15 protein-coding genes are annotated in these 14,101 nt (G+C 58.5%); 4 read left to right on the top strand and 11 right to left on the bottom strand.

Annotated features, from left to right (window positions below):
* Positions 1 to 33 precede the first annotated feature (33 nt).
* From ACR0JE_RS11875 to ACR0JE_RS11860, 4 genes are all read right to left on the bottom strand, one after another.
* A complete protein-coding gene (locus ACR0JE_RS11875) occupies positions 34 to 1,404 on the bottom strand; it encodes a glutamate--cysteine ligase (protein ID WP_480864307.1) in 1,371 nt (456 codons plus the stop codon).
* A gap of 67 nt (positions 1,405 to 1,471) precedes the next feature.
* Positions 1,472 to 1,999 (bottom strand): hypothetical protein, encoded by a 528-nt coding sequence (locus ACR0JE_RS11870; RefSeq protein WP_480864306.1) that lies wholly within the window; start codon positions 1,997 to 1,999, stop codon positions 1,472 to 1,474.
* Positions 1,996 to 2,721: an endonuclease NucS domain-containing protein gene (locus ACR0JE_RS11865; RefSeq protein WP_480864305.1), complete on the bottom strand. Its 726-nt coding sequence runs from the start codon at positions 2,719 to 2,721 to the stop codon at positions 1,996 to 1,998. Before ACR0JE_RS11865 ends, ACR0JE_RS11870 begins: the two co-directional genes overlap by 4 nt.
* A gap of 9 nt (positions 2,722 to 2,730) precedes the next feature.
* Positions 2,731 to 3,456 carry a 16S rRNA (uracil(1498)-N(3))-methyltransferase gene (locus ACR0JE_RS11860; RefSeq protein ID WP_480864304.1) on the bottom strand — a complete coding sequence of 242 codons (726 nt, stop codon included), beginning with the start codon at positions 3,454 to 3,456 and terminating at the stop codon, positions 2,731 to 2,733.
* A 12-nt stretch (positions 3,457 to 3,468) separates the two neighbouring features.
* On the opposite strand from ACR0JE_RS11860, the gene ubiA reads away from it, so the two are divergent.
* The 3 genes from ubiA (at position 3,469) to ACR0JE_RS11845 (ending at position 6,736) form a co-directional block, all read left to right on the top strand.
* Positions 3,469 to 4,431 carry a 4-hydroxybenzoate octaprenyltransferase gene (ubiA, locus tag ACR0JE_RS11855; RefSeq protein WP_480864303.1) on the top strand — a complete coding sequence of 321 codons (963 nt, stop codon included), beginning with the start codon at positions 3,469 to 3,471 and terminating at the stop codon, positions 4,429 to 4,431.
* A gap of 63 nt (positions 4,432 to 4,494) precedes the next feature.
* Complete coding sequence (locus tag ACR0JE_RS11850) at positions 4,495 to 6,414, top strand: OmpA family protein (RefSeq protein ID WP_480864302.1); 1,920 nt, start codon at positions 4,495 to 4,497, stop codon at positions 6,412 to 6,414.
* A 1-nt stretch (position 6,415) separates the two neighbouring features.
* Positions 6,416 to 6,736, top strand: coding sequence for a hypothetical protein (locus ACR0JE_RS11845; protein WP_170446384.1), 321 nt, complete (start codon positions 6,416 to 6,418; stop codon positions 6,734 to 6,736).
* A 10-nt stretch (positions 6,737 to 6,746) separates the two neighbouring features.
* Here the strand turns inward: ACR0JE_RS11845 and ACR0JE_RS11840 are convergent, their stop codons facing one another.
* Genes ACR0JE_RS11840 through pgsA form a run of 3 tightly spaced genes read right to left on the bottom strand, consistent with a single transcriptional unit; the run spans position 6,747 to position 8,109 of the window.
* Positions 6,747 to 7,190, bottom strand: a complete 444-nt coding sequence (locus ACR0JE_RS11840) for a molybdenum cofactor biosynthesis protein MoaE (protein ID WP_480864301.1) — start codon at positions 7,188 to 7,190, stop codon at positions 6,747 to 6,749.
* Position 7,191: 1 nt separating this feature from the next.
* Positions 7,192 to 7,437 (bottom strand): molybdopterin converting factor subunit 1, encoded by a 246-nt coding sequence (moaD, locus tag ACR0JE_RS11835; RefSeq protein ID WP_480544441.1) that lies wholly within the window; start codon positions 7,435 to 7,437, stop codon positions 7,192 to 7,194.
* Positions 7,438 to 7,440: 3 nt separating this feature from the next.
* Positions 7,441 to 8,109, bottom strand: coding sequence for a CDP-diacylglycerol--glycerol-3-phosphate 3-phosphatidyltransferase (pgsA, locus tag ACR0JE_RS11830; RefSeq protein ID WP_480864300.1), 669 nt, complete (start codon positions 8,107 to 8,109; stop codon positions 7,441 to 7,443).
* A gap of 169 nt (positions 8,110 to 8,278) precedes the next feature.
* Here pgsA and ACR0JE_RS11825 point away from each other — a divergent pair, with 169 nt between their 5' ends.
* Complete coding sequence (locus tag ACR0JE_RS11825) at positions 8,279 to 9,163, top strand: DMT family transporter (protein ID WP_480864299.1); 885 nt, start codon at positions 8,279 to 8,281, stop codon at positions 9,161 to 9,163.
* On the opposite strand, the gene uvrC is transcribed toward ACR0JE_RS11825, so the two are convergent.
* The 4 genes from uvrC to ACR0JE_RS11805 all read right to left on the bottom strand — a co-directional run bounded on the left by uvrC (position 9,160) and on the right by ACR0JE_RS11805 (position 14,042).
* Complete coding sequence (gene uvrC / locus ACR0JE_RS11820) at positions 9,160 to 11,034, bottom strand: excinuclease ABC subunit UvrC (protein ID WP_480864298.1); 1,875 nt, start codon at positions 11,032 to 11,034, stop codon at positions 9,160 to 9,162. The two genes, ACR0JE_RS11825 and uvrC, sit on opposite strands and share 4 nt — an antisense overlap.
* Positions 11,035 to 11,324: 290 nt before the next feature.
* Complete coding sequence (locus ACR0JE_RS11815) at positions 11,325 to 12,104, bottom strand: SDR family oxidoreductase (protein WP_480864297.1); 780 nt, start codon at positions 12,102 to 12,104, stop codon at positions 11,325 to 11,327.
* 21 nt (positions 12,105 to 12,125) lie between these two features.
* Positions 12,126 to 13,076 (bottom strand): calcium/sodium antiporter, encoded by a 951-nt coding sequence (locus tag ACR0JE_RS11810; RefSeq protein WP_480864296.1) that lies wholly within the window; start codon positions 13,074 to 13,076, stop codon positions 12,126 to 12,128.
* A 168-nt stretch (positions 13,077 to 13,244) separates the two neighbouring features.
* Positions 13,245 to 14,042, bottom strand: coding sequence for a S49 family peptidase (locus ACR0JE_RS11805; protein WP_480864295.1), 798 nt, complete (start codon positions 14,040 to 14,042; stop codon positions 13,245 to 13,247).
* Positions 14,043 to 14,101 lie beyond the last annotated feature (59 nt).

The raw sequence follows: 14,101 nt of genomic DNA, 5'->3' as shown, positions 1-14,101 counted from the left end.
GGCAAACCGAATGTTAACCGGAAAATGGCCTATTCAGTAGCTGTATTCGGGATAAATCCGCGTCAGATCGCCGTTCCAGTCACCATTGTAGTGTTCCAGCAACTCATCAGCAGGCACCTTGCCGGTTTCGATGCTTTCCTTCAGCGCATTCAGGAAATGCGTCTCATCTGGCACAAGACCCCCGGCACCCGGACGGGCGCGGGATTTGAGCCCGGCTTCTGAGATCGCCACAACCTCGCGCGCCAGATCGTGCATGTTGATGTCGCCAACTTGCGCTTGCAGGCCTTGGACGGCGGCTTGAACCCGCAATTCCTCGCGCGTTTCAGCATCCCAGCGCTTGACCAGATCCCAGGCGGCATCCAGCGCGCCTTGGTCGTAGGTCAGGCCAACCCAGAACGCAGGCAATGCACACAGCCTGCGCCACGGGCCACCATCGGCCCCGCGCATTTCCATGAATTTCTTGATCCGCGCCTCTGGGAAGGCGGTGGTCAGATGATCGGCCCAATCCGACAAGGTTGGTGTTTCACCGGGCAAAGCGGGCAATTCGCCTTTCAGGAAATCCCGGAAGGATTGCCCCAAGGCGTTGATGTATTCGCCGTTGCGGTAGACAAAATACATCGGCACGTCCAGCGCGTATTGCACATAGCGTTCAAAACCGAACCCATCTTCGAACACAAAGGGCAACATACCGGTACGCGCATCATCCAGATGCCGCCAGATATGGCTACGCCAGCTTTTCTGGCCATTGGGCTTGCCTTCGAAGAACGGAGAATTGGCAAACAGCGCCGTCGCCACCGGCTGCAGGGCCAGCGCGACGCGCAGCTTCTGAACCATGTCGGCCTCGGAGCCAAAATCGATATTGACCTGAACCGTGCAGGTCCGGCGCATCATGGCGCGGCCCATGGTGCCGACTTCTTCCATGTAATCGTTCATCAGCCGATAGCGCCCCTTGGGCATCAATGGCATCTCATCATGGGTCCAGATCGGAGCCGCGCCCAGACCTATGAAGCCCACGCCGATCTCATCGGCGATGTCCTTCACCTCACGCAGGTGAGTATTCACCTCATCGCAGGTCTCGTGGATCGTCTCGAGCGGAGCGCCTGATAGTTCCAGCGCACCGCCGGGTTCGAGGCTGACATTGGCCCCGTCTTTTTCCAAACCGATCAGCTTGCCGCCTTCACGTACCTCGCCCCAGCCATGGCGATCCCGCAGCCCCTCCAACACCGCCACGATCGAGCGTTTGCCTTCAAACGGCAGCGGCTTAAGCGTGTCTTTGCAATAGCCGAACTTCTCGTGCTCGGTCCCGATGCGCCAATCTTCCTTGGGCTTGCAACCCGATTCCAGATATTCGGCCAGTTGCTCGTGGCGTTCGATGGGACCGCCGCCGGACTGAGGGATGGACATGAGACCTGTGCTCCGATCCTGATGTGTCTGTCTTGACGGTCAGTCGTGGGCGCAATTAGCGCCAGTGTCAATGCAACCGAAGATGCGCAGGGCGTGAGGGCGTGCGCTCCCAAATCACCACCGGATGCGACGAGCGGCCGTTCAATTCCGTCAGCATTTGCTCGGTTTTCAACCCCGGCAGGGCCGAGAAAACATCGAACAGCGCCTCGGCCCCTTCCGCATTCACAGGAATGTGAAGCGCCGGTTGCCCTGGTTGGTCCAAAACCCAATGCGCCGGGGCCGACGTGGGATCAAGCGCCAGCCTCTCAATCTCACGCGTGGCAACCATGCCACCGTCCAGCGGGCCGAAATAGGTTATTTGGCCCTCGTCCACCGTCACAATGCCCTGCCCGCCCGATCCCGTGCGGAACCGGGCACGCTGAATCCCGATCACAGCCAAGGCGCTGGCGACCACAACCAGCACCCATCCAAGCCATCCCAACAAACCGCCCGGTCCGTTGATCCAGCTGAGGCCGAGGATCAGAACAAACACAGCGATCAGCACTTCGCGCCAGCGCCATAGGGCCAGTTTTGCTTCGGGCCGGATAAAGCTCATGACAAAGCCTCGAACGTAAACGAGACCGAGTAGCGAACCAACTTGAGGTTAGGGACGGCCATTGATGCCGAAATTGTGCGGGTGTCGAAGTCGTGAGCGACGATAATCCCTCTGATGGCTTCTTCGCCCTCCTCCACCAAATCACCCATGTAACCCAGTATTTGAGCGACAACCTTCGAATCCGTTTTACCGGCTTTCAGTTCCACGACCACCAAGCTGCTTTCCGCGTCGCGGCATAGAATATCAATAAAGCCCGAGGTAACTGCCCGTTCAGCTCCGTCATCCACAATTTCGAGTCCGGCATCCAATAAAGAGATTTCTTGCCGAATTGCAGTTTGCATATCTCTCTCAAGCGCAAACCGCTGCCTCTCTGGCTTTGTCTGCCCCTTGGTTTCAATTCTATCGCTCGTGGCCATCAATCCACTTCTGGGTTCGTCTTCACGCAAAAATCGTGCGTAGCGCTGAACCGCGTTCTTGTAAGACTGCAACCCATTTCGCAGGTTTCCATTTATCGGAATCCGCGAGGGGTTCTCTTTGCCGCTGCGCTCGTCCGACGTGGAATAGTTCAGGCTCGCCAGTACATCTTGTAGTTTCCCAAGATCAGAAGCTTCGTCCAACGAACCATAGTGTTCTTCAACTTTTTGGACTCGGTAAATCTGAGCGGTACAGGTGTTTTCTGCATAACCCTCCGCAACAAGCCAATCTCGATATTGCGCATTCATTGTCTTAACCTAGCTCCAATCCCCTAGCGCCTGTTGCCAAACCGTCAGCGCGGCCACAGCAGCCGTATCGGCGCGCAGGATACGCGGCCCTAGGCTGACCACATGCGCAAAAGGCAATGCCGCCAAACGCGCGCGCTCTTTGCCAGAAAACCCGCCCTCGGGACCGATGAGAATAGCCCAGGGCTGGCCTTTCTCATTGGCGGCCAATCGAAGGGCCGAGCCAGCCTCGGCCTCATCACAAAACATCAGGTTCCGCCCCTCAGGCCATGTGTCCAGCACCCGGTCCAACCGCTTCAACTCGGCGACCTCGGGTACGAAGGTTCCGCCACATTGCTCGGCAGCCTCAACCGCATGGGCTTGCAGGCGATCTTGCCGAATACGTTCGGAATTGGTGAATTCTGTCTGCACCGGCAGAACCCGCGCAGCCCCCATCTCGGTTGCTTTTTCCACAATGAAATCCGTGCGCGCCTTTTTGATCGGTGCAAAAAGAAGCCACAAATCAGGGGGCAACTGCAGCGGTTTGGTCTGCTCCACACAGCTCAGAACACCGCCGCGTTTTCCGGCCTCGGCCACCTCGGCCAGCCACTCGCCATCCTCGCCATTGAACAGGGCGACAGACCCACCCACCGACAGGCGCATGACACCGAACAGGTAATGGGCCTGCTCGCGCGTCAATTCAACGGATTGCCCCTGACCCAAAGGCTGATCTACATACAGTCTGATCTTCGCACTCATGAGGCCTTACATATGCAAGGCAATGCCCCAACACCAGATGGTCAGGTCGCTGATGCCGTAAGCGGGAACTGGGTAGACACATATGCCCCGGACTTCACCCGCCCGTATCTGCGCCTCAGCCGCGCGGACCGACCTATCGGTACATGGCTGCTGCTGATTCCCTGTTGGTGGGGTTTGGCGCTCGCAATTCTGCATGACGGGCAACCCAGGCTAGAAGATTTGTGGATCGCCATCGGTTGTGCACTGGGTGCCTTCCTGATGCGCGGTGCGGGCTGCACCTGGAATGACATCACGGATCGCGAGTTCGACGCGCAAGTGGAACGCACGCGGTCGCGCCCTCTGCCATCCGGGCAGGTCACCGTTCGGCAAGCTGTGATCTGGATGATCCTGCAATGTGTGCTGGCTCTGGGCATCCTGCTCAGCTTCAACCAAGCCGCCATAGCGATGGGCGTTCTGTCGCTGTTGCCCGTGACGATCTATCCTTTTGCCAAACGCTTCACATGGTGGCCACAGGTGTTTCTGGGCCTTGCATTCAACTGGGGCGCTTTGCTGGCTTGGGCAGCCCACACCGGCAGCGTGGGGTGGCCCGCAATCACGCTCTATCTGGCGGGGATTGCGTGGACGTTGTTTTATGACACCATCTACGCGCATCAGGATGCGGAAGATGACGAGCTTGTCGGTATCAAATCCACGGCACGCCTGTTTGGCACCGATACCGCCAATTGGCTCAAGTACTTTCTGGTTGCAACGGTGGCCCTGATGGGGCTGTCGATTGTCGACGCCATGGTACCCCAGGCATCTATTCTGGCACTGGTCATTGCGCTTGGCGGCCCCTGGGCCATGGGCTGGCACATGATGTGGCAGTTGCGTGGGCTGGATATCGAAGACAATGGCAAGCTGCTGCAACTGTTCCATTCCAACCGGGACACCGGCCTTATTCCGCTGATCTTCCTCTGCGTTGCACTGTTGCTCTGATTGCACCTGCTGGCCGGGGTCTGTAAGAGTTCGCCAAACGCCCGAGGAGTTCAAAGCCCGCACATGCGTCTGCCCTATGTTCTGTCTGTTTCCCTGATCTTTGTTGTGTCTGCAGGGCTTTCACTGTTGGCGGCCAGTTTTGCCGTCACAAAGATCGAGGAAACGTCGGAATTTGCGGTGCGCCGCGCGCTGGACCTGAACGGCCACGATTGGGCCGAAGTGCAATCCGACGGGTTGCGCGTTGTTCTGACCGGGACCGCACCGGACGAGGCCAAACGCTTTAACGCTCTGACCGCCGCAGGCACCGAGGTCGATACCTCGCGCGTCATCGACGAGATGGATGTCACCCTGACCACTGCTCTGGCCGCGCCTCGCTTTTCGACTGAGATCCTGCGCAATGACAGCGGCATCTCGATCATCGGCCTGATCCCGGCTAGCGAGGATCGGGAGGAACTTGTCGAGAGGTTAAACGATCTGGACCCGACCGTGGCGGTGTCGGATCTGATGGAAACCGCGGACTATCCCAAGCCAGATGGCTGGGACGATGCTATCAGCTTTGCCATCAGCGCGCTTTCCCGACTGCCGCGTGCCAAAATCTCGGCCAGCCCGGGGCTGGTCCGAGTGACTGCGATTGCCGACAGTCAGGCCGAAAAAGAACGGCTGGAGCAGGCGCTGACCCGCGCTGCCCCGCCCAGCTTGCGGATCGGCCTGTCGATCTCGGCCCCGCGTCCGGTGATCACACCCTTCACGCTGCGCTATCTCATCGGTACTGATGGCGGGCAGTTCGATGCGTGTTCGGCCCAGGACGAAAAAGCCCGCGATCAAATCATGGCGGCGGCTCAGTCCGCAGGTTTAACCGCCCCTTTCAGCTGTACCATTGGCCTGGGCGTCCCTACGCCGCGCTGGCCCGAGGCGGCTTCGCTGGGAATCAAGGCATTGGCTGAAATCGGTCAAGGGTCATTGACTATATCGGACGCAGATATGACCCTTATCGCTGCGCAAGGCACAAATCCGAACGTGTTTGATCGCGTGGTGGGCGAATTGGAAAACGCCCTGCCCGAGGTCTTTGCCCTGCACGCTGTTCTGCCGGAACCAGAAACCGATGGAGCAAATGAGCCCATCGAGTTTTCAGCCACCCGTAGCCCTGAGGGCCTTGTGCAAATGCGCGGTCGGGTCGGCGATGAAACACTGCGCGACATGGTCGACAGTTATGCCCGCGCAACCTTCGGTTCGGAACAGGTGTACACCGCCACCCGCATTGTCCCTGACCTTCCAGGGGACTGGCCCGTGCGCGTGCTGGCCGGGCTTGAGGCACTGTCCCAGCTTCACAACGGTGCGCTGGCCGTCACGACGGAGACGGTCGACCTGCACGGCATCAGCCATGATCAGGAGGCGAAAGCCCGGATCGCTCGCCTGTTGTCCGAGAAACTGGGCGACGCGCAAGAATTCAGCTTGTCCATCACCTACGTGGAGCCGCCCGAGCCCGAGGACGCCCTGCCCGACCCAGAGCAATGCGAAGAACAGATCGCCCAGATACAGTCCAACAGCAAAATCGCGTTCGAGCCCGGCTCGGCCACGATTGCAAGCGACTCGCGCGATACAGTTAATCAGATCGCCGACATCCTGCGCGACTGTGGTCCAATCCGGATGGAGATTCAGGGTCATACCGACAGTCAAGGCCGTGAAGAGATGAACCAGCAACTCAGCCAGGCGCGCGCACAATCCATCTTAAACGAGTTGCGCGGACGGCGGATTCCAACCTCAAGCTACACAGCCGTTGGCTATGGTGAAACGCAACCCATAGCCGACAATGAGAGCGAAGAGGGCCGAGAAGAAAACCGTCGGATTGAGTTTCGTCTGATCCGCCCCGCGCCCACTGAGAACACCGAGACAGGGCTGGAAGCGCTTGAGTCCGAGACAGGCGCGGCAGAACAGACTGACACGACCGCATCGGAACCCGAGGCGGATGAAGAGGACCAGTAAGTTGAACAGAATCGAATTCATCATCGCCACAGCCATCATCTTGTTCGCGGCGTTCTGCATGGGCTGGTTCGCCAACTGGCTGGCACATCGCCTGTCGCGCGTCCGTCAAAGCGACGTGGCCGATCTGGACCGGATGAGCCAGGAACTGCACGAAGCCGAAGAAACCCGCGATCAGGCGATCACCTACCTGCAACAGCGCGAGGCGGAGCTGACCAACCAACTGACCCAGACCGAAGCCGAACTGGCCGCCGCCATGGACGGGTTGCGCGCGGCAAGGCAAGAGGCAGAGGAATTGCGCGGGCGCATCAACAACGCGGACTGATAGCCCACGACTACCAGCGAGTCAGCGCGTCTTCGTCCTCATCCTTTGCGGCAACCCATTCCGCGCCTGAGCGCGTGATCTCTTTCTTCCAAAACGGCGCGCGGGATTTGAGGTAGTCCATAAGGTACTCGGCCGCCTCGAACGCATCCTTGCGATGCGGGGCGGCCGTGGCCACCATCATGATCCGGTCCCCTGGGGACAACCGCCCATAGCGATGAATGACCAGCACATCCCCCAATGACCATCGCATCTGCGCCTCTTCGGCGATCTTAGTGAGGGCGCGTTCGGTCATGCCCGGATAGTGTTCGATCTCCATCACGTCCAGATCACCCGAGACCAGATCGCGCACCACGCCGGTAAAGGTCACGATGGCGCCATTGGCGTCGCCCCCGGCGGCAAAGGCATTAGCCTCGGCCCCCAGATCGAACGGCTGTTCCTGAACGACGATACGCATGTCAGCCGCCGGTCATGGGTGGAAAAAACGCCACTTCGCGCACACCATCCAAGGGCGCATCGAAATCCGATAGTTCCTGATCCAGCGCCACGCGCAGGGCCGAGATATCGGCAAATGCAGCAGCATAGCGGTCTTCACGTGCGCTGAGTTCTGCAACCAGTTCCGACACGGTCGCTGCATCTGTCTCGACCTTCTCTTTCGGCAGACCGATCCGCTCGCGCACCCAGGCGAAATACAGCACGTTCATCGGTTAGCTCTCCTTCAGATGAGGCATGGCTTTACGTAGGTAGTCATAGCCGGTGATCAATGTCAGCGCCGCAGCGATCCACAGCAGCCATAGGCCGATCTGGCCTGACCAGTACATACCCTCAAGCGTCCAGCCTATGTTGTTCACATCCTCTATTTGGCCGGTCAAAACCTGATCAATGGTGATCGCATCCATCCCGAATGTGGCCATCACAAAATAGTGCTCGAAAATACCCTGCGAGAACAGGATCGCAATCGCTACCATTTGCGCGGTTGTCTTCCACTTGGCCAGTTTGGTGACCTTGAGCGTCCCAGCAACATCGCCCAAATACTCGCGCAGACCCGAGACGAAGACCTCGCGGAACAGGATCACGGTGGCGGGCAGAACCAGCCAAGGTGTCCAATGCTCGGTCGAATAGCCGACAAGGATCATCAGCGCGATCACCACCATCGCTTTGTCGGCAATCGGGTCCAGCATCGCCCCGATCTTAGTTTCCTGTTTCCACGCGCGCGCCAGATAGCCATCGAACCAGTCGGTGATCGCCGCCGACAGAAACAAGATCAGCGCAAACCAATCCGCATAGGGACGGGTGAAATACAGAAACATTACGGCCAGACCGGGGGCTGCCAGCAAGCGCAGCAAGGTCAGAATATTCGGCAAGTTCCACTTCATGGGCAGACCCTACATCGCCGGGTCAGGACAGAAAAGACAAAGGGTTAAAAAACCGCACCAATCCCAGAGGCTTGGTCAAAGTGGCACAGCCGACCAGATGTGCCCTTTTCGCCCTTGGCCCCGGGCCGGAATGACGTCAGATTGCGGATAAATCTGCCAAGGGCACAGAATGACCCCACATATCGAAACGGACGCGCGCGCCAATTTGGTCGGCAGCGCTTGGATGATCGGCGCAATGGCGTGTTTCGCGCTGGAGGATGCGCTGCTGAAAGCAACCGCCTTGGCCTTGCCCATCTGGCAAACACTTGTCCTGTTCGGGATAGGCGGATCGCTGATCTTTGCCAGCGTCGCCATGGCGCGTGGCACACGCCTGTGGCAGCCCGACGTCTTATCGCCTGCAATGAAAATCCGTGCGGTTTTTGAGGTTCTGGGTCGCCTGTTCTACATTCTGGCCTTCACGCTGACCCCATTGTCCTCAGCCACAGTAATCCTGCAAGCCACACCGCTGGTGGTTGTCGCCTGCGCCGCGCTGCTGTTCGGCGAAACCGTTGGCTGGCGGCGGTGGAGTGCCATTCTTGTGGGTCTGATCGGTGTCGTCATCATCATCCAACCAACAGGCGACAGCTTCAGCGTCCTATCTTTGCTTGCCGTGTTCGGGATGTTGGGGTTTGCGGGGCGTGATCTTGCCAGCCGCGCGGCACCGGCCAGTCTGGGCACCGAAGTGCTAGGGTTTTACGGCTTCGCTTGTGTGATCATCGCGGGGTTTGCCTATAGATTTTGGGAACAAGCACCCATTGTATCGCTACCCCTCAACACAAGCCTGCATATGGCCGGCGCCGTGATCCTTGGAACCATTGCCTACGCGTCGCTGATGAAGGCCATGCGGACCGGAGAAGTGTCAGCTGTGACGCCCTTCCGCTACTCGCGCCTGCTGTTCGGGGTTGCGTTGGGCGTGATCTTCTTTGGCGAGCATCTGGATCAGACCATGTGGATCGGCAGCGCGCTGATCGTGGCATCTGGGCTCTACATCCTGTGGCGGGGGCGGCGGACCTAGCCCTTGTCGTGGAAGAAATCGTAGACTTTTTGCGCCAACCCGGCTGAGATCCCCTCGACCGCTTTCAGATCTGCCAGATTGGCGCGGCTGACCGCCTTGGCGCTGCCGAAATGGGTCAGCAAAGCACGTTTGCGCGCTGCACCAACGCCGGGAATTTCATCCAGTGGCGTCGCCCCAACGGCCTTGGCGCGTTTCGCGCGATGGGTGCCGATAGCAAAGCGGTGTGCCTCATCCCTGAGGCGTTGAATGAAATACAATACGGGGTCGTTGCGTTTCAGGGCAAAGGGGCGCTGACCGATGCGGTGGAATTCTTCCTTACCGTGGTCCCTGTCGACGCCCTTGGCGACACCAACCATCGGGATGTCTTCAACGCCATACTGCTCCATGATCTCTTGCACTGCGCTAACCTGCCCGGCCCCGCCGTCGATCAGCAGCAGATCGGGCCACATGCCTTTGTCGCGGTCGGGGTCTTCCTTTTGCAGGCGGGTAAAGCGACGGGTCAGAACCTCTTTCATCATGCCGAAGTCATCGCCCGGGGTCAGGTCATCGCCGCGAATGTTGAACTTGCGATAGGCGTTTTTCATATACCCTTCGGGCCCTGCCACGATCATCCCGCCCACCGCGTTGGTGCCTTGAATGTGTGAGTTATCGTAGACCTCGATCCGACCCGGCGGCGCGTCCAGATCAAACGCCTCGGCCACACCTCTCAGCAACTTGGCTTGTGTGGCACTTTCCGACATGCGGCGCGCCAGCGACTCGCGCGCATTGCGCAGGGCACCGGCGACCAGCTCTTGTTTTTCACCGCGTTGAGGCACAAGGATTTCAACCTTGCGACCTGCCTTTTCAGTCAGCGCCTCTTGCATCAGATCAGCATTCTCGACCCCGTCTGACAGGATCAACTGGCGTGGCGGTTCCTTGTTGTCGTAGAATTGACCTAGGAAGGCCTCCATCACCTCAGCCGGAGACACATCGGCCCCAACCCGGGGATAGAAATCCTTGTTCCCCCAGTTCTGGTTGGCCCGGATGAAAAACACCTGCACGCAAGCCTGTCCGCTGTCCATATAAAGGCCGATCACGTCCGCCTCGGTCACACCGCGCGGATTGATGCCCTGGCTGGTCTGCACCTGCGTCAACGCCCGGATGCGATCACGCAATCCTGCGGCGCGTTCGAACTCCATCGCTTCGGACGCGGCCATCATTTGGTCGGCCAGATCTTCCTGCACCTTGGTGGATCGCCCCGATAGGAACCGTTCCGCATCTTTGACACTTTCGCGGTAGTCGCCCTCGGAAATCAGGCCAACACACGGTCCCGAACACCTTTTGATCTGATACAGCAGACAGGGCCGCGTCCGGCTGTCGAACATGGAATCCGAGCAATTGCGCAGCAGGAATGCCTTTTGCAACTGGTTCAGCGTCCGGTTCACCGCCCCCGCACTGGCGAAGGGCCCGAAATACGTGCCTTTTTCCTTCTTCGCCCCACGATGCTTTTTGATCTGCGGAAAGGCATGATCTTTGGCGACCAGTATGTTCGGAAAGCTCTTATCGTCCCGCAGAAGCACGTTGTACTTAGGCTTAAGCTGCTTGATCAGGTTTTGTTCCAGCAGCAGCGCCTCGGTCTCGGTCCGTGTGGTCAGGAACATCATCGATGCGGTCGCGGCAATCATCTTCTCGATCCGACCGGAATGCCCCGGGCGCGTATAGTTCGACACCCGCGCCTTCAGGTTTCGCGCTTTGCCCACGTACAAAACCCGACTATCGGCATCCAACATCCGGTAGACGCCAGGCGAACTGTCCAGCGTCTTCAGATAGCGCTGAATGCAGGCGTAGCCGGTTGGCTGAGTGTCCGAGGTCGATTCGCTTGGGCCGGTCATAGCTCTGAGATATGATTCTCTGGCATTGGCTGCAATCTTGTGGACCACAGTTCAAGAGAAAACAAATCCACGGTTTCTGTGGATAAGTATGCAGATAAGTTTCCCTGATCTGGGAATCTTCCTTGTTTCATTGCCAGTTCGCTGATTTGCACAAAATTTAGGCGCTATCCTAATGCTTTGTTTTATAATGTTATTTTTTTGAGGCGCCGGCAAGTGCATGAAAAAAAAGACATTTTTGTAACGCGCATGTAACAGAAAAGCGAGCGGTGCAAAACTTGCAGCGGATTTACCTATTCTACGCCCAGAACATCGGGGGTTTGCCACCCCAGATGCTGCCCGCCATCCACGCATAACAGCTGCCCTGTGACCGCATGAGCATCGAGAAAATAGCCAAGTGCCGCCGTGATATCCGAGGGATTCGCACCGCGTTCCAGCACCGTGTTCGCGCGTTGGGCCTGAAAGTGCTCCTCAGATTGTCGATGTCCTTGCATGGTCGGGCCGGGCCCAATGGCGTTGACTCGGATCGCAGGTGTCAGCGCCTGCGCCGCCGTTCGGGTCAGTGCCCAAAGCCCCATCTTGGCAATGGTGTAGGTCATGAATTCCGGCGTCAGCTTGCGCACCCGCATATCTACCATGTTGACGATCAGCCCGGTCGCCACCGGTTCATCGTGCGCATCAGTTTCGGGCTGCAGGCCCTGTTCTGCCATAGCTTGCGTCAGCACGAAGGGTGCCCGAAGGTTGCTATCGATGTGCCGGTCCCAGCTTTGGCGCGTGGCCGTGTGGATGTTGTCATATTCAAAGATAGAGGCATTGTTCACCAGACAGGTGATCGGCCCGCCCAGCGCCTTAGCCGCGCGTGGAAGCAAGGCCGCGACCTGCGCTTCATCCAACAGATCAGCCTGCAGCGCGACCGCCTTACGGCCCAGGGCTTCGATCTGTGCAACCGTCTCTGACGCAGGCTGTTCCGAGGTCGCATAATGAACGGCCACATTATACCCGCGCTTGGCTAGATACAGCGCCATAGCCCGCCCCAAACGGATTCCGGCTCCGGTCACTAAGGCTCGGGACATGGGCTACCTCTCTTTGTCAGATCACATCAGCAATGCGGTGAGATAAAGCGCATAAAGAAACGTCAAGGCCAGACCCCAGATGCGCGAGATATCCTGTTTGAAAAACACAAACGGGATCAGCAGCAGCGAGGCCCCCAGCATCACCCACAGGTCAAAGCGCAGGAATTCCGGGTCGACGGGAATGTTGCCGAACCAGGTGGCAATGCCGACAATGGCCAGAAGGTTGAACATGTTCGACCCTATCACGTTGCCCAGCGCTACGTCCGCCTGTCGCCTCAGCGCGGCCATAACCGTTGTCGCCAGTTCAGGCAGAGACGTCCCAATCGCGACCAGCGTGAGGCCGATCACGGTTTCGCTGATGCCATACATACGTGCGATAATTGTGGCGTTGTCCACCAGAAGGTGCGCGCCCATGGGCAGGCCGATCAGGCCCAGGATCAAGTAGATCGAAATCTTCCAATACGGCATGTCTGGATCAGCCTCTTCCAGACCATCCAACTCATCATCAGCCGCGCAGGCTTTGCGATGTGCTTTTGCATCTCGAAACGCGTTCCACAGAACCAGCCCAAGTGCGGCCAACAGGATTGCGCCGCTGAACAGGTTGAAGACACCACAAAAGGCCAGGCCAATGAACAGAACACTCGCCAGCAACATAAAGACATAGCTTTTGCGGCTGTCGCATTCGCTTGTGTGCAGGGTCGCTAGCAATGCGGGCACACCCAGTACCAACAGGATGTTGGCCGTATTGGACCCAACGACATTGCCCAGCGCAAGACCAGGCGCACCTTCGTCAATCGCGCTGATGGCGATCAACAATTCAGGCGCCGAGGTGCCAAAGGCCACGATGGTCAGGCTGACGATCAGGGCAGGTACCCCCAATCGTAGGCTCAGGTTCACTGCTCCGCGTACCAGCGCATCGCCTGCCAACAGCAGGATCACCAAACCCAGGCCGGAGAGCAGCCATGCCGTCATGTCCGGCCTCCTTTTTCACAGGCACAAGGCCCCTTGCCGATCTGGAATCTGCCACAGCGCGGACATTTGGCCGAGCTCAAACGTTTTTGCCCGGGAAACCGCAGCTTGCCGAACATCGCCAAAACACCCATGGCAACCAGAAACAAGGTGACAATTTTGATGATCACGTCACAGACCGAAACGCGCGTAGGCCGCCCGCTCCTCTAGCCCGGCAATGGCGTCTTGCGCCAGCGAAGCCCCGAAGCGCGACCAAATCGGTTTGCGCACGCCGTAGCGCCGAAATTTAACTTTCTCGCCGAACCGCTCTTGCATCTTGGGTTTGAGATGGGCGATGCCTTCGATCAACCCCAACTCCTGCGCGCGTTTTCCAAGCCAGACTTCTCCCGTAAAAAGATCGGCACTTTCGTCCAGCTTTTCCCCACGACGGGCTTTGACATGCGCAATGAAGTTTTCATGGATGTCGCCCAACAGGCCTTGCAGACGCTTGACGTCTTCCTTCTTTTCCGGCCGGAACGGGTCGAGCATTGATTTCGACTTGCCGGCCGTATGCACACGCCGCTCGAACCCCTGTTTGGTCAGGAATTCATGCGCTCCAAAGCCGGCCGAAATCACTCCGATTGACCCCAAAACCGAGCTTTCATCAGCCCAGATTTCGTCAGCCGCAGCTGCCAGCCAATAGCCGCCCGAGGCCGCGACGTCCTCGACAAAGGCAATCACCGGGATGTCGAGCTCATCAGACAATCGCCGAATACGTGACCCAATCAGCGAGCTTTGAACCGGTGAGCCACCCGGAGAGTTGACCTCTAGCGCGACGGCAACTGGCTTTCCCTTGCGAAACGCCTTTTCCAAAACAGGGGCGAGCGAGGTATCGTTTAACGCTCCGCGCCCGGCCATTCCAATAGCCCCGGACAGGCGTATGACGGCGACGACGGGATGTTTTTTGACAAACGGCAGGCGGAGTTTCATGGGTGCCGATGTAGAGTGCCCCCAACCCGTAAACAAGGGACTCATCCGGCCTTAAACGC

It is taken from the genome of Ruegeria sp. H3 (assembly GCF_056533095.1).
Note: the sequence above shows the minus strand (reverse complement) of the source record. Positions and strands in the feature narration are given on the sequence as shown.